The 22077-nt window shown below is 67.8% G+C and carries 16 protein-coding genes and 1 pseudogene; 8 read left to right on the top strand and 9 right to left on the bottom strand.

All coding sequences use genetic code 11. The annotated features are described in order from the left end of the window. Nucleotides 1-36 precede the first annotated feature (36 nt). Nucleotides 37-930 carry a GGDEF domain-containing protein gene (locus KY572_RS03785; protein ID WP_224240782.1) on the top strand — a complete coding sequence of 298 codons (894 nt, stop codon included), beginning with the start codon at nucleotides 37-39 and terminating at the stop codon, nucleotides 928-930. A 509-nt stretch (nucleotides 931-1439) separates the two neighbouring features. Next, nucleotides 1440-2117, top strand: a complete 678-nt coding sequence (locus KY572_RS03780) for a hypothetical protein (protein WP_224240781.1) — start codon at nucleotides 1440-1442, stop codon at nucleotides 2115-2117. Nucleotides 2118-2970: 853 nt separating this feature from the next. On the opposite strand, the gene KY572_RS03775 is transcribed toward KY572_RS03780, so the two are convergent. The 3 genes from KY572_RS03775 to KY572_RS03765 form a co-directional block, all read right to left on the bottom strand. After that, nucleotides 2971-3981: a DUF6602 domain-containing protein gene (locus tag KY572_RS03775; protein WP_317987804.1), complete on the bottom strand. Its 1011-nt coding sequence runs from the start codon at nucleotides 3979-3981 to the stop codon at nucleotides 2971-2973. A 125-nt stretch (nucleotides 3982-4106) separates the two neighbouring features. Next, entirely contained in the window at nucleotides 4107-5459 is a 1353-nt protein-coding gene (locus KY572_RS03770) for a TrpB-like pyridoxal phosphate-dependent enzyme (protein ID WP_224240779.1), read from the bottom strand. An 85-nt stretch (nucleotides 5460-5544) separates the two neighbouring features. Further along, complete coding sequence (locus KY572_RS03765; protein WP_224240778.1) at nucleotides 5545-7728, bottom strand: PAS domain-containing protein; 2184 nt, start codon at nucleotides 7726-7728, stop codon at nucleotides 5545-5547. 237 nt (nucleotides 7729-7965) lie between these two features. Here KY572_RS03765 and KY572_RS03760 point away from each other — a divergent pair, with 237 nt between their 5' ends. Next, nucleotides 7966-8982 (top strand): zinc-binding alcohol dehydrogenase family protein, encoded by a 1017-nt coding sequence (locus KY572_RS03760; RefSeq protein WP_224240777.1) that lies wholly within the window; start codon nucleotides 7966-7968, stop codon nucleotides 8980-8982. Between the two features lie 2 nt (nucleotides 8983-8984). Here KY572_RS03760 and KY572_RS03755 read toward each other — a convergent pair whose 3' ends face one another. From KY572_RS03755 to nhaA, 5 genes are all read right to left on the bottom strand, one after another. Continuing rightward, a complete protein-coding gene (locus tag KY572_RS03755; RefSeq protein WP_224240776.1) occupies nucleotides 8985-9848 on the bottom strand; it encodes a DUF1206 domain-containing protein in 864 nt (287 codons plus the stop codon). A 126-nt stretch (nucleotides 9849-9974) separates the two neighbouring features. Continuing rightward, the gene (locus KY572_RS03750) at nucleotides 9975-10640 is read right to left on the bottom strand and encodes a hypothetical protein (protein WP_224240775.1); all 666 of its coding nucleotides are present in this window, start codon (nucleotides 10638-10640) and stop codon (nucleotides 9975-9977) included. 90 nt (nucleotides 10641-10730) lie between these two features. Further along, complete coding sequence (locus KY572_RS03745; RefSeq protein WP_224240774.1) at nucleotides 10731-11408, bottom strand: DUF4336 domain-containing protein; 678 nt, start codon at nucleotides 11406-11408, stop codon at nucleotides 10731-10733. Nucleotides 11409-11421: 13 nt separating this feature from the next. Beyond that, a complete protein-coding gene (locus KY572_RS03740; RefSeq protein ID WP_224240773.1) occupies nucleotides 11422-13104 on the bottom strand; it encodes an ABC1 kinase family protein in 1683 nt (560 codons plus the stop codon). Nucleotides 13105-13236: 132 nt separating this feature from the next. Beyond that, nucleotides 13237-14571, bottom strand: coding sequence for a Na+/H+ antiporter NhaA (nhaA, locus tag KY572_RS03735; RefSeq protein ID WP_224240772.1), 1335 nt, complete (start codon nucleotides 14569-14571; stop codon nucleotides 13237-13239). Between the two features lie 236 nt (nucleotides 14572-14807). On the opposite strand from nhaA, the pseudogene mutS reads away from it, so the two are divergent. The 3 genes and pseudogenes from mutS to KY572_RS03720 all read left to right on the top strand — a co-directional run bounded on the left by mutS (nucleotide 14808) and on the right by KY572_RS03720 (nucleotide 20159). Next, nucleotides 14808-17497, top strand: a pseudogene (mutS, locus tag KY572_RS03730) (DNA mismatch repair protein MutS). A gap of 29 nt (nucleotides 17498-17526) precedes the next feature. Then, the gene (locus tag KY572_RS03725; protein ID WP_224240771.1) at nucleotides 17527-18291 is read left to right on the top strand and encodes a DUF3592 domain-containing protein; all 765 of its coding nucleotides are present in this window, start codon (nucleotides 17527-17529) and stop codon (nucleotides 18289-18291) included. 92 nt (nucleotides 18292-18383) lie between these two features. Beyond that, nucleotides 18384-20159, top strand: a complete 1776-nt coding sequence (locus KY572_RS03720; RefSeq protein WP_224240770.1) for an N-acetylmuramoyl-L-alanine amidase — start codon at nucleotides 18384-18386, stop codon at nucleotides 20157-20159. Between the two features lie 28 nt (nucleotides 20160-20187). Here KY572_RS03720 and KY572_RS03715 read toward each other — a convergent pair whose 3' ends face one another. Then, the gene (locus tag KY572_RS03715; protein WP_224241488.1) at nucleotides 20188-20937 is read right to left on the bottom strand and encodes a TVP38/TMEM64 family protein; all 750 of its coding nucleotides are present in this window, start codon (nucleotides 20935-20937) and stop codon (nucleotides 20188-20190) included. Between the two features lie 307 nt (nucleotides 20938-21244). Between KY572_RS03715 and KY572_RS03710 the strand changes: the two genes are divergently transcribed. Beyond that, on the top strand, nucleotides 21245-21682 hold the full coding sequence (locus KY572_RS03710; RefSeq protein WP_224240769.1) for a general stress protein: 438 nt from the start codon (nucleotides 21245-21247) through the stop codon (nucleotides 21680-21682). Between the two features lie 35 nt (nucleotides 21683-21717). Beyond that, nucleotides 21718-22056 (top strand): hypothetical protein, encoded by a 339-nt coding sequence (locus tag KY572_RS03705; RefSeq protein WP_224240768.1) that lies wholly within the window; start codon nucleotides 21718-21720, stop codon nucleotides 22054-22056. The last annotated feature ends 21 nt before the right edge of the window (nucleotides 22057-22077 follow it).

Here is a 22077-nt window from a genome sequence, read left to right as displayed (position 1 = left end):
ACAGCCTGCGATGCCAGGAAAGAAGGGACTACTCGCTTGGCTAACTACAAGAACGACGCTCGATTTCGGGAAATGCAGTTCCTCGCCCAGTTCGAGCAGATGCGCTGGGTGAAGGTGAGATATCCCGCTGGTAGCGACACTTTCGAGAGCGCTAAGGACCGCCAGATGGTCCTGTGGCTCATTCGTCACGGGATGCTCAATGGACCGGATGTCCGCACGCATTCCTACTCAGACTCGGTTACCTGGCAGATGGCCGAACTTGCCGATAGCATGGAGCACCAGGACCGCATTGAAACGGTGAGCCTCATCGAGGCGCTCCTGAAAGGTCAAGAGGTGTCCTTGGAGATAGGTCATCCGGGTCGTGTGCGCCTCGCCGAGTTGCAAGACCAGTTGAAGGCAACGCGAATCCGCGAACCGTTCAACATTCTCTTTGACGGCCGTTACGTCGAACGCGATCTAGCAGTGGCCATCCTCAACAGTCGGCCCGAGGCTCCTGTTTCGCTCGCTTATCTCGACATGAACGGTCTCAAGGCCTTCAACGAGGATGGCGATCACGCAACAGGCGACATCGCCATCAAAGCCTTCTTCAATGCAGTGGATAAGGCAGTCGCAGGATTGGGCGACGCCTACCGCAAGGGCGGTGACGAGGTGGTGGTCATCATGCCCGAAACCCCGCTTGAGACGGCTCGGCAGCGCCTGCGCGGAGCCCTGAAAGCGCTCGACACGGAGGTGGTCAGCGTGAATGGCGAGCCCCGGAAACTATCATCGGCCTGTGGGCTGCTTTCGGTGAACTCCCCTCAGGCACAGGCCGAGGCTGAGTTGCAGCGGGCTGACCACCTGCAAAAACAGGCCAAGAAGGCCTCCAAACTCGATGATGGAAGTAGGTGCAGCGCACTGTCCGTACAGGGCGGGAACGTGGAACGGCTCTAAACCAGTTGGAAGTGCCTCACCCGGGTTTGCAATTTGCAAGGGCGACACCAAGGAGCAGGTGCCATCATCCAAAGGAGATGGACTGCCCCTCCTCTCGGAGTCGACCAGACCCCCGACGCAGAGCCCTGTGAAGCACCTACGCCCATTGGTCCCCGCGTCGGCCGTTCTGATGCTCCAGCTCGGTGCACTCGGGAGCAGGCGGCCCGGGTTCCTCCTGGGTCTCGCCCTAGGCTAGAATGAGACGCAACTGCTAGGTGCATCCCATGATTAGCGCCGCCCAAGTCGAGATTGCAGATCCTTATGCCGCCTGCCCGTGCGGTTCAAGCAAGCCGGGGCGGGAATGTTGCCTTGATGAGCGTGGCCGTATTCGCGGGGTTCCGGCAGCAATTCCGGCGCCGCGCCTCGGTCCTGCTGAGTCTACAACCTTGAGGTGCTATGCGGCACCGATAGGAGGATGCTCCCCTCAGCTTTCCGGTGAGCACTATTTGAGTCACGCTATCCTCCGGAGGATGACCAACTATGGCGGTGGTCAACTTCAAGTCAGTAAGATGGCGTGGCTCCCCCCTGGAAAGTCGCTGAGAATTCCGCCATCTCAGCTCAAGGCGAAGGTCCTGTGCACAGCTCATAACGCAGCACTATCGCCATACGACGGAATTGGTGACCGGTTTTATGAATTGCTCCTGAAGACGGGAGAGCCAGCAAACGATGCGCGTACGGCCACTGGATTGTTCAATGGTGAGGATCTTGAGCGATGGTTTCTTAAAACACTGTGTGGCGTCACGGCGATGGAAGCAGAGGTGAAAGGTGCTCAGTGGTGCGCTCCGAAACCGTGGCTTGAGGCACTCCTCAAGCTGAATGAGGCCATGCCAAGTGGCGCCGGGCTGTGGCTCAACCTTGGCGGGTTCTGGATGTTTCCCGACGGAGCCCCGAGCATGTCGGCGACGCCCATTGATGATCCGCGCGGTGGGGATCCTGCCGGGCTCCGCCTGCACTTCTGCGGTATGGAATTCGTATTTCTGATGAGCCATGAGCACAGGCGCTGGGTGCGGAATGGCCGGCTTCGCCCAGGTCTCCTGTCGTTTCAAACCCCCGGCTATTGTGGCGTGCACATCGGGATTAGCTACCGATACTCACCCCTTGGCATCTACCTCCAAGGACAGGGAACGCCCGCTCCAAGAAACGCGTGATGGACCAAGCGTAGTTAGTCGCGCGCCTGGAAGCCTGTTCCGCCGTTTGGGGGTATCCGTCCGGCAGACGACGTGCTGCGGGGCATTGCCGAGCTGAGCGGCTCGGGACATTGGAAACGATCGTTGAGGAACGTGGGATTCCGATCGCGGCGACTGCGAGCAACCGCAGGATCGCCCCCTCTGGTTTCGATCAGAATCCAGCCCCATCGGTCGGTTGGCGATCTTCGGACTGCGGGCGCCCGAATCCCTGGGTGACCCATGCTTGGCAGGAGCGTTCTGAACGATCGCGTCGACAAGCCCCTGTTTTGTCTTCACTCCTTCGCAAAACAGGGGCTTGTCGACGCCACAGGGGGGCTTGGGGGCTGTAGGCCCCCAGAACTCGCGAGCGCGGGCACTTTCCTGGTTTTCCGATCAACTGAGCCCGCGCTCCATGTAAGTTTCGATCGCGGTCGCCGCGATCGTTTCGCCGCGCTTCTTGGGGCTCGTCTCCACGAGAGTAGCACCGAGCACGGTGCCCCTCCGTCTTCAAGCACTCCGCCGCGGCGTCCGCCGGACGGATACGCTACCACCACCGCAGCACGCCCACGAGGCAAGCCCGGTGCCCCCGGACTGGAGGACACGCCGGACACGCGGCGCCTGTTGCGCCTAGTGGGGCGTCTCAACCGCTCGTGGATCCAACGTCTCGTGAAGGTGGCCACCAGTCTGCTGCCGCGACGGTGAAGCCCGGAAGGCTGCGGGCTTCGCTCCTGGCGTTCTTCAGTGGGCGCGAGCCGCCGTTGTCCCGCGTGGGTGCTTACTCGGCCAGAGTTGGCGCTCCTCGATGCTCGCTGCCTTCCTGGCGTGCTTCCGCCGCTCACGGTCCGACGGGGATGCGGTGCAGCGAATCCGCAAGCTTACCCGACAGATCGTCACCCAAGTATGTGGCGTAGTCGGGAAAAAATGCCGCGGCGTCAGCTAACTGTTGGGTGATTGCAAACGTAGTTTGGATAGTCTCGCTCTCCAGTCCAATGAGACCACCTTTTTGGTGCGGCAGATGATGAGCTTCTTTGAGGAGGTGCAGGAGATATCCCCTCATGCGCGAAGCCAATACGCGACGGAGTTCATGCAGGAGGAGATGCAGGAAAACACCGAGATGGAGTTGTGGCGATTCGATAACAGCCACCATTCCGGCATTGATAGGATTGAACGATAGCTTCACGACGCCATTCTCAATCTCAAGGTAGCACACTAGCCCTTTCTCAAGAACGACGACACAATTCGGCAGATACTGCCGTTCGTCCTCACGAACTTCGGTGAAGCGTGTGGCAACCCAGTCGCCAACAGTCCGTAGCGAGGAATCTGCGTCTGCTGCGAACATCATTCCTGCCGGTGGAAGGGCGCTCGACTGCAGAAAGGAGGACGGTAACAATTGCCTGAACTCCATGAGCTTGGCACAGTCCGTGAGCCACTTCCGTTTGGTGATTTTGCTCGTGACCTCAATGGCGCCAATCACCCCGTCAATGGGATAGATGCCCATCGACTTGGCCTGTAGAAGCGCCGGGCACGCGAGAGCATCCACCAACAGAAGATCAGCCTGTCGGCTCACGCTCCGGTCTACTCCAAGAGCGAAGCCGCTCCGTAACCCAACCCGCCCAGGGAGGTGCCTTTCAAGTGTGTGCCGCAAAGCGTCTTCTAATGCGCGGCCTGCTTCTCCACGATGAGGAATGGCTTGAAATGCCGTGAACTCACTTCGCAATGAATCTGCGATCCTTTGCAGAAGGTCTTGCGTATCGAGTATCTGAGGAGATGGCTCTTGAGCCTCAGAGTGTTCTTCTTGCTCAGGAGCGGCTTGGTTGTCGAGTCCATCCGAATTTTCGCCTGCCATGTACCGCAGTAGTTCAGCCTTCAGGCTTGGCTGCAACCTACTTGTCATGCCGACGGTGGGGCCTCCGCAAGACTGTCCCGACGTGACTTTGAGTCGGCCCCGATCGGTTATGAGACGAGGGGGGCTCAGCCCACCTTGGGCAGCTTCGCCATTGAGGCCTCAACGGCCTCGCGTGGGTACTCGAAGTCCTCGAGCTGGCCGGCGAGGTACTGATCGTAGGCTCCCAGATCGAAATGCCCGTGGCCGGAGAGGTTGAAGAGGATGACGCGTTGCTGGCCCTCCGCGTCGGCTCGCCGCGCCTCCTCGATGGCTGCCTTGATGGCGTGTGAGCTCTCCGGCGCCGGCAGGATGCCCTCGGCTCGCGCGAAGAGGACGGCGGCCTCGAAGCAGGCCCGCTGCGGGTAGGCGACAGCCTCCGCCAGTCCGGCGTCTACGAGCTGGGACACCAGCGGACTGGCGCCGTGGTAGCGCAGGCCTCCCGCGTGGATGCCCGGTGGCATGAAGTCGTGCCCCAGCGTGTGCATCTTCATCAGCGGGGTCATCTTCCCGGTATCGCCGAAGTCGTAGGTGTACACGCCCTTGGTGAGGGTGGGGCAGCTCGTGGGCTCCGCGGCCACCAGCCGCACCTGCTTGCCGTGCATCTTGTCCCGCGCGAAGGGGAAGGCGATGCCTGCGAAGTTGCTGCCTCCCCCGTGGCAGCCGATGACGACGTCCGGGTACTCGCCGGCCAGCTTCATCTGCTCCTGGGCTTCCTGGCCGACCACCGTCTGGTGCAGGCACACGTGGTTGAGCACCGAGCCCAGCGCGTACTTCGTGTCATCGTGGGTGGCGGCGTCCTCCACGGCCTCGGAGATGGCGATGCCCAGCGAGCCCGGGCTCTCCGGAGCCTGCCCCAGGATGCCGCGCCCAGCGTTCGTCTTGTCCGTGGGCGAGGCGAAGACCTCGGCGCCCCAGGTGCGCATGAGCGAGCGGCGATAAGGCTTCTGCTCGTAGCTCACCTTCACCATGTACACGGTGACGGCGAGCCCGAAGAGCTGGCCCGCGAAGGCCAGCGAGCTGCCCCACTGGCCCGCCCCCGTCTCGGTGGCCAGCCGCCGCACCCCCGCCTTCGCGTTGTAGAAGGCCTGGGCCACCGCCGTGTTGGGCTTGTGGCTGCCAGCGGGAGAGACGCCCTCGTACTTGTAATAGATGTGCGAGCGCGTCCCGAGCTTCTGCTCCAGCGCCTGGGCGCGGAACAGCGGCGAGGGCCTCCAGCGAGCCAGCGCGGCGCGGACCTCCTCCGGGATGGGGATCTCCCGCTGGCCGCTCATCTCCTGCTCGATGAGGGGCATCGGGAACAGCGGCGCCAGGTCATCCGGTTTCACGGGCTGGAGCGTGCCCGGGTGCAGCACGGGAGCGGGAGGCGAGGGGAGATCCGGGATGATGTTGTACCAGTGGCGGGGGATCTGCTCCTCGGGCAGCAGGTACTTCAGCGGCATGGCCGGACCTCCTGGTGGGGCGGAAACCCAGGATTCTACAGCGGTTCAGCCTTCGCGATCCTCGCTGTGACTCCCTCTCACGGACTCAGACCGGGCTGGCCTCGTGGTGGATGGGCAGCAACAGGGAGAAGGTGGTGCCCTGGCCCACCTGGGTCTCCACCCTCATCTCTCCGCCCATCTTCTGGATGATGGCGTAGCTGATGGACAGGCCCAGGCCGGTGCCAACCCCGGCGGGCTTGGTGGTGAAGAAGGGATCGAAGATGTGGGGCAGGGCCTCCTTGGGGATGCCGTGGCCCGTGTCGGAGATGTCGATGCGAATGTGGTGCTCGTCCGCTCGCGTGCGCACGCGCAGCCGGTTGTCGCGGGCATTGCCCGGCCGCATCGCCTGGATGGCGTTGACGATCAGGTTGAGGAACACCTGCCCGAGCCGCCCCTCGCTGCCGAGGATCAGCGGCAGATCCGGCGCGTAGTCCTTCTCCAGCCGCGCCGTGTGCTTCAGCTCTCCCTGGGAGATGTTCAGCACCGAGTCCAGCGTGGTGTGGACGTCCACCAGCGTCTGCTCCTCCGCGTGGCCCTGGTGCGACAGGTGCCGCATGCCGCGGACGATGTCCTGGATGCGCGCGCACCCGTCGATGCAGTCGGCCAGGAGCTGGCGCGTCTCGGCCAGCCCCTCCTTCAGCGAGGCCGGAAGCTCCGGCAGCGACGCCAGGTGCTGCTCCAGCTCCTCCCGCCACTGCCGCAGGTAGTCGAGGTTGGAGAGCACATAGGCCGTGGGGTTGTTGATCTCGTGGGCGATGCCCGCCGCCAGCACGCCCATGGCCGCCAGCCGATCGTTCTGGATGCCCTGCTGCTCCAGGCGCCGTCGCTCGGTGAGATCGTGCACGACGATGAGCAGCCGCAGCGCCTCGCCCTCATCCTGCACCGAGCCGAGCAGCTGCACCGCCAGGCGACCACCCGTGGCGGTGAGCAGGGACTGATCGTCCAGGCGCACCGACCCCTGGGGACGCAGCTCCCCCAGCGCTCGCCTCAGCGACGCCCGATCCGACTCGGGTGCCAACGAGTCGAAGGGGCGGCCCAGCAGCTGCTCGGCCTCCATCCCCAGCAGCCGCCGGGCCACCGGGTTGGCCTCGAGCACGCGGCCCTCGCTGTCGAGCACGAAGACGGCATCCAGCGAGGCCTCCATGAGCCGCCGGGTGCGCGCCCGGGCCTCGTACACCACGGACTCCATGCGCGCGGCGTAGAGCTCGGCCTTGCTCAGGGCCTGCTGGAGCGTGGCCTCCTGCTCTCGACGCTCGGTGATGTCCGCGAAGATGCCCAGCACGGACCACACCTTCCCATCCAGATCCTTCAGCGGCACCTTGCTCGTCAGCAGCCAGCGCTCCGGTCCGCCCCCGACGCGGAAGGGCTCCTCGATGTCGAGGATCGGGCGGCCACTGTCCATCACCGCCCGATCATCCCGGCGGTAGGCCTCCACCTGCTCGGGCGGAAAGCCCAGGTCCTGGTCCTTGCGCCCGATGATGCCCGCGGGCGAGGCACGGCCGACCTGCTGCGCGAACGCATTGTTGCAGCCCAGGAAGGTGCCCTCGCGGTCCTTCCAGAACACCGAGTGGGGCATGTGGGCCAGCACCGTGCTCAGCACCGCGCCCTGGGAGCGCAGCTCGCGCTCGACGCGGTGGCGCTCGACGATCTCGGCCTGGAGGCTCTCGTTGATCGCGTGCAGCCGCGAGCGGGCCTGCTCCAGCTCCACGTTGCGCTCCTGGGCCTGGAGCAGCTGGAGGCGCAGACGGAAGTGGGTCTCGATCTGCCGCCCCAGGTGCTCCAGCGTGCGCAGCTGCAGGGGGCTCAGCCGGCGGGGGACATGATCGATGACGCACAGCACGCCGATCCGGTACCCCTCCTCGGTCCGCAGCGGCGTGCCCGCGTAGAAGCGGATGTGGGGCTCGCCACGCACGCGCGTGTTGTCCCGGAAGCGCGGATCGGCCAGCGCATCCTCGATGAGGAAGAGCTCCTCCTGCTCGATGACGTGGCTGCAGAACGAGTCGGTGCGCTCGTCCTGGAGGATCCTCGGCAGCCCCACCTTGGCCTTGAAGCGCAGGCGATCCCTGTCCACCAGGGTCAGCAGCGAGATGGGTGTCTCGCAGATCGCCGAGGCGAGCTGGACGATGGCGTCGTACTCGGGATCCGGCTCCTCATTGAGGAGGTGGCGGTGGAGCGCCCTGACGCGCCCTTCTTCATCGAGCCTCGGCTCATGAACCCACGGCTGAAGCATGAAGACTCCCGACGGGTGTGCTTCTGCCGCCCCATTATGACAACTGGGGAAAACGGGGGAACCCAAGTTGGCAACGCGGTGTGTCAAATGGTGTACCAACGGCATATTGACGGGGGGCCGCTCACCTGATGGCGAACACACCCCGGCCCAGATGGGCGTTGTGGCGATTCATCGGGAGTCCTAGGTTCCGCGGCCTCGCGCGTATTGGCGCCCGTCTTTCCCGAAGGAGCGAGAGTCATGAAGGCCGTTGCCCTGAAGCGCTACCTGCCCATCTCCGATCCGGAGTCCCTGCTGGACGTGGAGCTGCCGGATCCCAAGCCCCAGGGGAAGGATCTGCTGGTGCGGGTCCACGCGGTGTCGGTGAACCCGGCGGACACCAAGGTGCGCTCGCCCAAGGACAAGACGGAGGCCTCGCCGCGAGTGCTCGGCTGGGACGCGGCGGGCGTGGTGGAGGCGGTGGGGCCGGAGGTCCAGCACTTCAAGGTAGGGGACGCCGTCTTCTACGCGGGCAGCCTCACCCGCCCGGGCTGTGACAGCGAGCTGCACCTGGTGGACGAGCGGATCGTCGCGCTCAAGCCGCGCTCGCTGGACTTCGCGCAGGCGGCCGCGCTGCCGCTCACGGCGCTCACCGCGCACGAGGCCCTGTTCGACAGGCTCTCCATCGACGTGGGCGGGAAGCAGGCGGGGCGCACGCTGCTGGTCATCAACGGAGCGGGTGGGGTGGGCTCCATCGCGATCCAGCTGGCGAAGCTGGCGGGGCTGCGCGTGATCGCCACGTCCTCGCGCCCCGAGTCCCAGCAATGGTGCCGCGACATGGGGGCGGACCACGTCATCAACCACCGCGAGGACATCCCGAAGCAGCTCAAGGAGCTGGGGAGCGCGGAGGTGGACTACATTTTCAACACGGTGAACACGGCGGCCTACTGGAACACGATGGTGGAGGTCATCAAGCCCTTCGGGCGCATCGTGTCCATCGTCGAGACGGACGAGCCGCTGAAGCTGGGGGCGCTGATGCGCAAGAGCGTGAGCTTCGCGTGGGAGCTGATGTTCACCCGGCCCATGTTCCAGACGCCGGACATGGACGAGCAGCACCGGATCCTCACGCAGGTGGCCCAGTGGATCGACGCCGGGCGCGTGAAGACGACGCTGACGGAGAAGCTGACGCCCATCTCGGCGGCGCAGCTCCGCGCGGCGCACGCGAAGCTGGAGTCCGGGAAGATGGTGGGCAAGCTCGTGCTCGAGGGCTGGCGCTGACGTCAGGTGGCGCGGCCGATGCGGAGGTAGCGCGCCACGATGAAGAGGTAGAGGGCGTAGGCGAGTAGCCCGGCGGCGGCGATGCCCAGCAGCACGGCGCCGTGGGGCTGGCGGGCCAGGGTGGCCAGCGCCTCGCCCAGCCCCTTGGCCTCGCGGGCGTCGGAGTGGAGCGCGGCGCTCAGGAGGAAGCCGCCCATGAGGAGGAAGACGCCGCCGCGGGCCGCCAGCCCGAAGCGACAGAGCTGGATGACGGTGTCCGAGTGCCGCGTGGTGAGGCGCTGGAGGTCGAGCTTGCGGCTGAAGCGCTTGGTGTACGCGCTGTGGAGCTCCTTCACGGCGTAGCCGATGACGATCCCCCCGACGATGGCCACGAGCACCTGGCCCAGCGGCTGGCTGAGGAGCTTCGCCGTCCAGCTCCGCGCGCTGTGCCCGCCGGAGTCCTCGCGGCCAAGGATGCGGTGCACGGCGCTGACCGCGAGGCCGGCGTAGATGGCGCCGCTGATGAACCAGCCCGCGCGCTTCACGAGGGCCTTGCCGTCCGTGCCCTCATGCTCGGGATCCAGGATCGCCTGCACCCAGCGCCACGCGACGAAGGAGACCAGGCCCACGGTGAGCAGCGCGAGCAGGAACACGCCGAAGGGCTGCTCCGCGATGCGCTCGAGCGCGCCACGGGCGTCGGTGGTGCGGCCTCCACTCTCGCCAAGGGCGAGCTGCAGCGCCAGGGTCCCGATGAGGGTGTAGACGACCCCCTGGGCCGTGAAACCGAGTCGAGCACAGCGCTCGACCCAGCCTCCATGAGCCGAGGCTCGGACGTCTTCGGACATCCGCCTCAAGTCAGGCCCGCGCGTCACGTTCAGCGTCGACATCTTCCGCTCCTCCCCCCGTGGATGGTGTCGCAGCGCTAACGGTGCTCACGGTGAGCCCTCGCGCCAGCGCGCGCCCGGCTGGCTGTGAACCAGGCGGGCACGCGGGGGCAGGGGAGCAGGCGCGGCTCAGGGGTTGCCCGAGGCGTAGGCCCAGAGCTCGATCGGCGTGGCGTAGTAGATCCAGCCGAAGAAGCCGCCGACGGCGGAGTGGGCGGGGGGCTGGAAGTACGCCTTCTGCCGAACGCCGAGGAGCTTCAGGAGCCCGCCGAGGGTGATCGTCCACAGCACCTGCAGGATGAAGGTGATGACGTAGGAGGCGCCGACGAAGGGCAGGTAGAGCGGGCCGAAGATGCGGGCCTGGAGCAGGTGCATCTTCTCGTGCTGGCCCTCGCCGCCGATGTTCACCGTGCCGAGCGTCTGGAGGACGTCCCGACCGAACGAGCTGCCCGGGCGCGGCATGTAGACGATCCAGCCCTTGTCCTCGGAGCGGGCGCGCGAGAGGGTGCCGAACCAGATGTAGGTGGCGTTGCCGATGAGGAAGCCGAACACGGTGTTGGGCAGGCTCCAGGTGAGGTCCACGAGGAGCTCCAGCCAGCCCACGCCCCGGGACAGATCGTAGCTGCGCAGCAGGCCAGCCTCGAGGCCGTAGCCCAGGCCAAATACGACGCTGATGACCACCGCCACATCCGCGGCGAGCGCTCCACCGCTCACCAGGCTGATCACCCCCAGCACCAGGGTCGGCACCGCGAGCGAGACCATCATGATCAGCAACGACTTCAGCGCCTTCGACATGGCTGCTCCCTCCAGCAGGGACTCATGGAATCCGTCGTCCCCGATGGAGCGGCGTTGCTCGTGGATGTGACGCCCTCGGACGCGAAGGGCCTACAGCCAGGCGTAGGCCTCCCGGAAGGCCCGGGCGGCGTCGTGCTCCACGACGTTGCCGTGGGCGACGATGACGCGCTGGATGTCCCACTGGAGGATGGTGTCCACGGTGCGGCGGGCCGCCTTGCGATCGCGGTTGATCAGGCGATCGATCAGCCAGGTGCTGGGCCGGCCCGTGCGGCCACCCAAGAGCCTGAAGGAGAAGCGGGTGAAGGCCGGGGCGTCGGAGGCCAGGTTGTGGAGGCTGTCGGTGAGCACGAGCGTGCGGCTGGCGTGGTGGAAGAAGACGATCTCGCCGAGCGAGGGAGCCCCGCTCCAGGGCAGCACCTCCACCTGTCCCGCCCACTCCGAGGGAGCCTTCTCGGAGAGCACGCCATGGAAGCTCAGATCCTTGCGCTTCTCGATCAGGCTGGGGGAGGCGTACGCGCGGGCCTCGGGCCAGGCCGCCATCCACTCGCCGATGAACAGGTGGTGGAACGTGTTGGGGGCCACGAGGAAGCGAACCGGTCCGAGCGCCTCCACGGCCTGGCGCCGCTCCGGAGTGAGGCGCAGCGGCGAGTGCACCCAGAGCGCGCCATCCGCGAGCCGGACGATCGTCATACGGGCCCCCACCTCCAGCCCCAGGAACTTCAGCGGCTGCTCCGCCACCCACAGGTTCTCGTCCAGCTTTCGCAGCATGTCATCCCTCCCTCTACCGGCGCTTCTTGAGCCAGCGGCTCACGCTCACCTTCCGGAACCGGCTGCCGAACAGGTACCAGGTGAACACCCCGCCCGCGAACGCCGCCGCCAGCGCGATCCCCAGGATGCCCAGCACCGGCACCTCGCGGTACATCCATGGCTTCTGCGCGAACGACAGGAACGCTCCCACGATGAACCCGCACGCGCACAGCCCCAGGAATGCGATGATCGCCACCGTGCGCAGGTTCTCGTTCAGCTTGTCGAACTGATCGGCTCGCACCGTCACCGTGAACTTCCCGGACTCCAGATCCAGCAGGATCTGCGACAGCTGCGTGGGCAGATCCGTCGCCAGTGACTGGAAGCGCAGCAGCGTGCGCATCAGCCCGCCCTGGAGCTGGCTCGGATCGTAGCGGCCCGCCAGCAGCTCCTTGGCGTACGGCAGCACCATCTCCAGGATGTTCATCTCCGGGTACAGGCTGCGCAGCATGCCCTCCGTGGACACCGACGCCCGGCTCAGCAGCGCGTACTCCTTCGGAATCCGGATGCGGTACTTCACCGCCAGATCCAGCAAGTCCCGCAGCAGCGTCCGCGCGTCCACCTCGCCCAGCGTCGTCGGCAGGTGCTGGCCCAGGATGCCCTCGATGTCGTTGCGGAACCCCGCCAGGTTCGCTCGCGCGTCCGGCACTCCCACCCGGTAGAGGATGCGCGCCACCGAGTCGCTGTCCTTCAGCGCCACCGCCAGGCACAGCATCACCAGCGTCTCCTGCATCGGCTTCGTCAGCCGACCCACCACCCCGAAGTCCAGCAGCGCCAGCCGCTTGTCCTCCAGCACCAGGATGTTCCCCGGGTGCGGATCGCCGTGGAACAGGCCGTCGTCGAAGAGTTGCCGGAAGCTCCCCTCCACGATGTTCTTCGCCAGCTGCTTGCGCTCGTCCTCGGTCAGCTTCGCCTGGCTGATCTTCACCCCGCGGATGAACTCCAGCGTCAGCACCTTGCGGCTCGACAGCTCGTCGTACACCCGCGGAATCTTGAGGTACGGCCGATCCACGTGGTTGGCCAGGAACGCCCGGATGTTCGAGGCCTCGTTCACGAAGTCCAGCTCCTCGTGGATGGCCTTGTCGAACTCGTCGACGATCCCCGAGGGCGTGTACACGCCCGTCTCCTCGATCACCGCCTCCAGCAGCCGCGCCAGCGAGCGCAGCACCGTCAGATCCGAGTCGATCCGCTCGGAGATCCCCGGCCGCTGCACCTTCACCACCACCTCGTCTCCCGCCTTCGTCACCGCCCGGTGCACCTGCGCGATCGACGCCGCCGCCAGGGGCGTCGGATCGATGGTGGCGAACAGATCCTGCACGTCCTTGCCCAGCGACTCGCGGATCTGCGCGTGCACCTGCTCCAGCGGGATGGGCTCCACCTGGTCCTGGAGCATCGCCAGCTCGTCGACGAACTCGGCCGGCAGCAGGTCGCCACGGGTGGACAGGATCTGCCCCAGCTTCACGAAGGAGGGGCCCAGATCGTTGAGCAGCATCCGGAAGCGTCGAGCCGTCGAGGCCCGCTGCATCTCCGGAGAGACCTCCACCTTCTCCTTGCGGCCCAGCATCCGCCACAGCCCGGCCCGCTCGGTGAGATCGGCAAAGCCGTGCCGGGCCGCGATGACGGCGATCTGACGGACGCGGTTGAGGTCCTGGAGGATCACGCGCCGCGCACCTTCCCACGGGCCCGGCACTCCCGCAATCGGTCAGCTTCCAGCCGAGCCCGACCGGGAGCGCATCGGGCGGCTCACTGTTCGGAAACGTCGGGACCTTTGGAGCTCAAAACCCCCGATGGTTCAGACCGCCGGGACCGCCTTCGGCGCCGGACCGAAGCGCAACAGCAGGTAGCCCACCACCGCCGACAGCAGCGAGCCCAGGAGGATTCCCAGCTTGGCCTCGGCCAGCAGCTCCGCCTGTCCCGGGAAGGCCAGCGTCGCCACGAAGAGCGCCACCGTGAAGCCGATGCCGCCCACCACCGCCACGCCGTGGAGCTGGGCGGTCCGCGCCTGCCCGGGCATGGGAGACACCTTCAGCTTCACCGCCACCCAGGTGAACAGGAAGATGCCTACCTGCTTGCCCACGAAGAGCCCCACGATGATGCCCAGCGGCAGGGGCTTCGTGAGGTCCGCCAGCGACATGCCCTCCAGCGAGATGCCCGAGTTGGCCAGCGCGAACGCCGGGACGATGCCGTACGCCACCCAGCCGTGCCACAGGTGCACGAAGCGGTTGAGCGGCGGCTCGATGTCCTCGAGCTGCTCCTCGATGTGGAGGATCTGCGCGCCGCGTACCGCCTCGTCCTCGGGCTCCTCCACGAGCCGGTGGATGTAGGCCGACAGCTCGGTGAGCACCTCACGGCCCCGGCGCACGGACCGGGCCGGGATGAACATACCCAGCACCACACCCGCCAGCGTGGCGTGGATGCCGCCGTGGTGCATCGCGTACCAGAGCGCCGCCCCCAGTACGACGTAGATCATGCCGTTGCGCACGTAGAAGCGGTTGCACACCGCCATCGCCACCACCATGCCGCCCGCCACCAGCAGCCACTCCACGTGCAGCCCCGTGCCGTAGAACAGGGCGATGACGATGATGCCGCCGATGTCGTCGAAGATGGCCAGCGCCGTGAGGAACACCACCAGCCCGTTGGACACCCGGCTGCGCACCAGCGTCAGGCACCCGATGGAGAAGGCGATGTCCGTGGCCATGGGGATGGCCCAGCCACTCGCCGCCGGCGTGCCCGCGTTGAAGATCAGGTAGAGGCCCGCAGGCACCACCATGCCGCCCAGCGCGGCGATGAGCGGCAGCACCGCGCGGGCCGGCGTGCGCAGCTCTCCCGCGGACAGCTCGCGCTTGATCTCCATGCCCACCAGGAAGAAGAAGAGCGTCATCAGCCCGTCGTTGATGAGCTCCCGGAAGGTGAAGGCGCCTCGGAAGCCGGATACCTCCAACGCCAGCGGCGCGTCGAACAGCCCCGTGTAGCTGGAGGCCCACGGGGAGTTGGCCCACACCATGGCCACCACGGCGCACAGGGCCAGGAGGATGCCGCTGCTGGCCTCCAGTCGGAAGAAGGCCTGGAGCGGCGCGAGCGCAACCTTGAAGAGGGCGGGGACGGGCGGGGGCGGGCGGGGCTCCATACGTGGCCGGCAGGTTGCCTTCCTGGGCGCCGGGCGTGAACCGTTTTCGGCGGGAAAAGGAGGCAGGATGTCGGCGGGCAGTGTTAGAGGTGTGATTCAGGTGACGTAGCGGGTAGGACGCGAGCGCGTTGATCCGGGACGGTGGGCGTGAGAGAAGGGAAGTCATGGGTGTGACGCAGGTGAAGACAGCCAAGGGAGCCGCCGCCGAGGCCGCTCCGGGAGCCAACCTGGAAGGTATGGAGAGCGCCGCCGAGCCCGCTGGGGCACGTGAGATCGCCTCCCTGACGCCGATGATGCGCCAGTACCTGGAGACCAAGGCGCTCCATCCGGACGCGATCCTCTTCTTCCGGCTGGGCGACTTCTACGAGATGTTCTTCGAGGACGCCGAGCGCGCCTCGGAGCTGCTCCAGATCACCCTCACCGCGCGTGCCAAGGGCAGCGAGAAGGTGCCCATGTGCGGGGTGCCCTACCACTCGGCGCGCCGCTACATCGCCCGGCTCATCGAGCAGGGGATGAAGGTCGCCATCTGCGACCAGATGGAGGCGCCCGGCAACGGGCCCGGCATCGTCAAGCGCGAGGTGACGCGCATCATCACCCCCGGCATGGTGCTGGATGAGGAGGTGCTCGAGCCTCGGGCCAGCAACTTCCTGGCCGCCGTGCACTGGGGCGAGAAGGGCTTCGGCGCGGCGCTGCTCGAGGCCTCCACGGGCGAGTTCTTCACCGTCGAGGTGCCCAGCGCCCAGGAGCTGGTGGAGGCCCTGGCCCGCGTGGAGCCCCGCGAGCTGCTCGTGCCCGAGGGCCAGCGCGGAGCGCCGGAGGTGGCGTTCCTCAGTGCGCGGCTGCCTCGCGAGCCCTCGGTGACGGAGCTGGAGAAGGCAGCCTTCGAGCCGGCTCGGGCCACCGTCTATCTGCGCGGGCACTTCGCGGTGGCCTCGCTGGAGGCCTTCGGCCTGGCTGACGCTCCCCTGGCCACCGGCGCGGCGGGCGCGGCCCTGCGCTACCTGAAGGACACCCAGAAGACGAACGCCGCCCACGTGGACCGGCTCAGCCGCCTGGAGCGCGCCGGGCACCTGCTCATGGACGAGTCCTCGCGCTCCAACCTGGAGGTCCTCAAGACGCTCCGGGATGGGGCTCGCAAGGGCAGCCTGCTGGGCGTGCTGGATCGCACCGTCACCAGCATGGGAGGCCGGAAGCTGGCCCGGTGGCTCGCCGCCCCCTGTGCGCCCTGCCGGAGATCCACGCCCGCCTGGATGCGGTGGAGGAGCTGTCCCAGCGCAGCGTGTGGCGCGAGGAGCTGACCACCCTCCTCAAGGACGTGGCGGATCTGGAGCGGCTGTGCGGCCGGCTCTCGCTGGGCGCGGGCAACGGGCGGGACCTGCGCGCCCTGGGCGTGTCGCTCGGGCAGCTGCCCCGGCTGGCCGCCGCGCTGGCGCGCTGCTCGGCGCCGCTGCTCAAGGCCCTGGCCGGTCCGCTTAGCGCCCTGCCGGAGCTGGCCGAGCTGCTCCTCCGAGCGGTGGTGGACGAGCCCCCGGTGACGATCAAGGAGGGCGGCCTCATCCGCCAGGGCTTCAACGCCGAGCTGGACGAGCTGGTGGCGCTGTCCACCTCCGGCAAGGACTACCTGCTGAAGCTCGAGACGCGCGAGCGGGAGCGCACGAAGATCTCCTCGCTGAAGGTCCGCTACAACAAGGTCTTCGGCTACTTCATCGAGGTGACGAACAGCAACAAGCACCTGGTGCCCAAGGACTACATCCGCAAGCAGACCACGGTGGGCGCCGAGCGCTACATCACCCCCGAGCTCAAGGAGTACGAGGAGAAGGTCCTCACCGCCGAGGAGCGCCGGTGCGCCCTGGAGCTGCGCCTCTTCGAGGAGCTGCGCGCCCAGGTGGTGGCCGCCGCCCCGCGCATCCGCTCGGCCGCCGAGGCCGTGGCCACCGGGGACGCGCTGCTGTCCTTCGCCCGGTGCTCCGCGGAGTACGGCTACACGCGGCCCGTGGTGGATGACTCGGAGCTCGTGTCCATCACCTCCGGCCGGCACCCCGTGGTGGAGCGCGTGCTGAATGCCAGCGAGTCCTTCGTCCCCAATGACGTGCGGATGGACTCGTCGGACGCGCAGATCCTCGTCATCACCGGCCCCAACATGGCCGGCAAGAGCACCGTCATGCGGCAGGTGGCCCTCACGGTGCTCATGGCGCAGGCGGGCTGCTTCGTCCCGGCCAAGGCGGCGCACGTCGGCCTGTGCGATCGGATCTTCACGCGCGTGGGCGCCGCGGACAACCTGGCGCGCGGCCAGTCCACCTTCATGGTGGAGATGACCGAGACGAGCCACATCCTCCACCACGCCACCCGCCGCAGCCTCGTCATCCTCGACGAGATCGGCCGTGGCACCTCCACCTTCGACGGGCTCTCCATCGCCTGGGCGGTGGCCGAGCACATCCACGACAAGGTGGGCGCGCGGACGCTGTTCGCCACGCACTACCACGAGCTGGTGGACCTGGCGCGCGAGAAGCCCCGGGTGCGCAACCTGTGCATCGCCGTGAAGGAGCAGGGCGGCAAGGTGCTCTTCCTGCGCAAGCTGGTGGCGGGCGGGGCCAACCGCTCCTACGGCATCGAGGTGGCGAAGCTGGCCGGGCTCCCCCAGGAGGTGGTGGCCCGGGCGCGGGACATCCTCCAGAACCTGGAGTCCGGCGAGCTGGATGAGTCCGGGCGGCCTCGCGTCGCCGTCCGCCGGGGGGCGCGAGTGTCTCCCGGGCAGCTCGGGCTCTTTGGCGGCGGAGAGGCGGCGGGGGGAGCGGCGCAGGCCACGCCCGCGGTGCCTCCCGCGCACGCGAAGGTGCTGGAGGCGCTGCGCAACACCTCCCTGGACACCACCACGCCGCTGGAGGCCCTCAACCTCCTGGCCCGGCTCCAGAAGGAGTTGAAGTAAAAGGGAGGCGAGCCCAGGAGGTCGCCCCCGTGCAGTTCGCCATTCCCCATGCGCCGCGGCGCGTCCGCTTCACCCAGGTGCCGGGCGCGGTGGGGCGGCTGGTGCGGACGTTCGCTCTCGGGCTGCTCTTCATGGCCGGTCTGGGCGCCGGGGCCGCGCTGGCCGGGCGCTTCTTCGTCAAGGAGCGCTCCTTCTTCATCCGCGCCCAGGAAGTCGTCGGGCTGGTGGCGGACCGCAAGCTGCCGCCCAAGGACAAGCGCGTGGACGCGGAGGCCCTGCTGGAGGTGCTCTACAACGTGGACGGGGTGCAGCACACCGTCAGCGGCGTGCGCACCTCCGCCGAGTATGCCGAGGGGCTCGGGCACGGCGCGCAGGTGACGCTGCTGGTGGATCCCACCCAGCCGGACAGGCCTCGGGAGGCGCGCTACGCCCGCGCGAACTCCGGCGCCGTGGATCTGGTGCCCTGGGCCCTGGGCGTGGGGGCGCTGGGGGCCATCCTCTTCTTCCTGCGCGAGCTGCGCCGCACCATCCGCGCGGAGCTGGAGCCGCTGCGCGTGGGGGCGCTCGTGTGGCTCACTCCGGATGGGCCGCTGCCGGAGACGCGCCGCGAGATCGTCTTCCCCGCCTCCTATTACCGGCAGGACGTGAAGCTCTCGGTCCGCGCGCGTGCCCGCCCGGGCCGTGCGCCGGTGCGCAATGGCCAGAAGGTGCTCGCCGCCGTGGTGCCTCGGGAGCCGGACTGGGTGCGCGTCATCGACGAGGATCTGGCCCGCACCCTCGGCTGGATTCGGTGAGCCGCGGGGGCAAGGGGAGGGCTGAAAATTTGCGAGTGCAAGGAGCCCATGACACACCTCTGTAGCTGTTGCTCCACGTGTCCGGAGGCTTCATGCGCACGCGCCTCGCCCTCTGCCTGCTGCTGCTGTCGAGCGTCGCCGCCGCGGCGAAGCGCGACCCGGCCGAGGAGGCATACCAGCAGGCGCGCACGGCCTACTACGCCCTGAAGGGCGACGCGGCGCGGCGCAAGCTGCGCCACCACTGGCTCAGCGTGGCCCACCGCTTCGAGGCCGTGGCCACCGATCATCCCAAGAGCAATCGCGCCCCGGATGCCCTCTTCACCGCCGGCGAGCTGCTGAGCGAGCTCAGTCGCATCTCCTTCCTCTCGGAGGATCTGCAGGCGGCCGTCACCGACTACTCCAAGCTGGTGGACACCCACCCGCGCCACCGGCTCGCGGACGACGCGGCGCTCTCCCTCGCGCGCATCCACCTGGAGCGCCTGGATCAGCCCGAGTCCGCCCGCCAGGTCATCAGCGAGATCCTCGCCGTCAACGGCCGGGGCGACCGGGCCCGGGAGCTGAAGGAGCTGCTCGCCTCGCTGCCCGCCTCCAAGGCGCCGGCGCCGCGCAAGGCCGCGCCTGTTGTCGCCGAGTCCTCCGAGCCGGAGCGTCCGGGTGCCTCGGTGGTGAATGCCATCTCCAAGCTCGCTCGCGATGCGGCGCCGGCCACCCCGGCCGCTACCGACGCCTCGGCGACCAAGTCCTCCGAGGCTCCGCGCGTCGTCGTCATCACGCCGCTGAAGTCCGAGGGGACTCCAGCGGCCCCCGCGAAGTCCTCGCCGGAGGTGGTGGTCGCCACCTCGGCGGCAGCTCCCAGCACCGTGGCCGAGGCGCCTCCCGCGAAGCCGCGGACCGAGCCTCCCGCCGCCGTGCCCTCGAAGCCCGCCGCGGAGCTCGTTGCCTCCACGCCCGCCCGGTCCGACGCGCCCGCCGCGACTCCGGTGCCGCCGAAGCCTGCGCCCGTCGCGGCTCCGCCTGCCCGGACGGAGGCCCTGGCCGTGGCCTCGGCGCCGTCGAAGTCTTCCGAGGAGCCGCTGCCCACCATCCCGGCCCTGGACAAGCACGTCGCCGAGGCCCGCCTGAAGGCCGCCGCGAAGGTGTCGCGCCGCGCGGAGCTGACGCTCGTGGAGCAGCTGGGCCTCAAGGTGCGCCGGGTCATCATCGATCCCGGCCACGGCGGCCATGACACGGGGGCCATCGGCAAGAACGGGGTCCGCGAGAAGGACGTCACGCTGGCCATCTCCGAGAAGCTGGCCGAGGAGCTCCGCGAGCGCGGCCTGGAGGTCATCCTCACCCGGGACGACGATCGCTACGTCCGGCTCGAGGACCGGGCGCAGTTCGCCAACGAGTCCCGCGGGGATCTGTTCATCTCCATCCACTGCAACTCGGCCTCCAGCCCGAAGCTGCACGGGGTAGAGACGTACACGCTCAACCTCTCCGCGGACCGCTACTCCATCCGGCTGGCCGCGCGCGAGAACGCCTCCACGGAGAAGGGCATCAGCGATCTGCAGTTCATCCTCGCGGACCTGGCCACCAAGGCGAACACGGGGGAGTCCACGCGGCTGGCCACCCAGGTGCAGAAGAGCCTCGTCGGCCAGCTGTCCCACGACTACTCCAACGTCCGGGACCGGGGCACCAAGGAGGCGCTCTTCTACGTGCTGCTGGGCGTGAAGATGCCGGCCATCCTCGTGGAGACGTCCTTCCTGTCCAACCCCGAGGAGGAGCAGCGCCTGGACTCCGAGGAGTACCAGGCCTCCGTGGCCGAGGCGATCGCCCAGGGCGTCGAGGACTTCCTCGGCGACCGCAAGCGGGTGGCCAAGGTGGACTGAGCGGGCCGGCGCGAGGCGGCTCAGCCCCTCAAGACGGAGAGGGCAGCCCGTCCTTGCCAGCCTTGCGGTGCTCACGCCGGGAGAGAGGTACGGCCGGGAACTCCTCCAACTCCGGCGGCCCTCCGGTGTTCATCTCCTTGTACACGCGGCGGCCCAGGAAGCCCCCCAGCACGAAGGACAGCACCAGGCCCACGGCGGACACCACCGTCATCAGCGTGCGCCCCTGGGCCAGCCCGCTGCCGAACTGCACCATGAGGAAGGTGCCCGGCAGGGTGCCCAGGAGCATCCCCGCCACCGACGGCCAGAAGCGCGCCCCCGAGGCCGCCGCCGCCGCCAGCATCATGTCCGTGGGCAGCAGCGGGTTGATGGTGACCAGGAAGGTGAACTGGAAGTCATGCTTGCGCGCGGCGCGGGCCAGCGCCGGGTAGTGCTCACCGGCCAGGCGCTTCATCGGCCGCACGCCCAGCTTGCGAGCAATCCCGAAGATGAGCAGGGCGGCCAGGAAGCTGCCGATGAGCGCGTAGATCGTCCCCATCAGCGTGCCGAACACCATGCCGCCCACGGCGGCGAATAGCGTTCCGGGCAGCAGCGTGAGCGGACGGATCAGCAGCGCCAGGATGTACGCGAAGGGGGCCGTCTTCCCCAGGGGCGCGAGGAACTCGTGCAGCTGCTTCTGGTCGATCACGTCCGGCCCCAGCAGCCGCAGCAGCGCCAGTCCACCAATGGACGAACACACGGGTGCCAGCACGCGCAGCCACTTCTTCAGCCCCGGAGACATCGCCACCCATCACCTCCCCGACATTGCCTGACACGGTTCCGCGAGAAGGTGGGCGGGCGACGGGGAATCGGCAACGTGGGGCGGCGTGTTCTCAACACAGAAGCGTCCTGCCGGACAGGCATCAGCTCGGCTAGGACGCTGAGCAGGCCTGACAACCCTTCGTAATCATTGGGGTTCTGATGTGGTTTGTCGGGTGGGAACGGCTGGCGGTGTACGGAGCTTGCTTGCATCGGGGCGCTTCCGTCCCAAGGTTTCAGGCAAGGGGCACCGTGCGAGGCGTCGGGACGTAACGAGAGGAGATGGCGACATGTCGGACAAGGACAACAAGGGCAGCATGACGGTGGCTGAGGCGGGGCGGAAGGGCGGAGAGACCGTCCGCAACGAGCGAGGCCGTGAGTTCTACGAGACGATTGGCCGCAAGGGAGGTGCCACGGTCAAAGCCGAGCGGGGCCGCTCCTTCTACGAGGAGATCGGCCGCAAGGGCGGCGAGACGGTGAAGGCCGAGCGCGGCGCGAAGTTCTACGAGGAGATCGGCAAGAAGGGTGGCGACCGCGTCAAGGCCACCCGCGGGCCGAACTTCTACGAGGAGATCGGCCGCAAGGGTGGGCAGAAGGTGAAGAAGCTCATCGAGGAGGGCAAGCGCGCGGCTCGCGCGGCCATGGCGCCGCAGGAGCCGACGACGCAGGAGGAGCAGAGCGCGACGCCTCCGGCGACCCCTGAGGGCCAGGAGCCCCAGCGGGAGTAAGTGACGAGGGGACACGGACCCGGTAAGAGGGGGCCGTGTTCCTCCTCATCACACTGCTGGACCAGGTGGAGCAGCTCGAGCGGGCCATCCGCAGGCTCCGGGACTTTGGAATCCCGGAGCCGCTGGTGCTGCGCGCAAGGAGCGCGGCGGCCGCGCTGTCGGCCGAGGTGCCTGTCTTCGCGGGCCTGCGCAGTCTGGCGCTGGGCGCGGACGAGGATCGGCTCCTGCTGGTGAGCCTGCTGCCACAGCCCAGCAGTGAGGAAGTCGAGCGCCTGGTGCAGCGCGTCCAGCTGGAGATGGACGCGGATGAGCCGCCCATGGGCAGGCTGATCGCCCTGCCGGTGATCGCGGCGCCGATCTTCCGTCGAGAGTGACGGAGCGGCCGGACCGGTGTA

The sequence above is a fragment of the Hyalangium gracile genome (assembly GCF_020103725.1).
GTDB classification, from domain to species: Bacteria; Myxococcota; Myxococcia; order Myxococcales; family Myxococcaceae; genus Hyalangium; species Hyalangium gracile.
The sequence above is the reverse complement of the archived record's forward strand: the minus strand, read 5'-3'. Positions and strand labels throughout refer to the sequence as shown.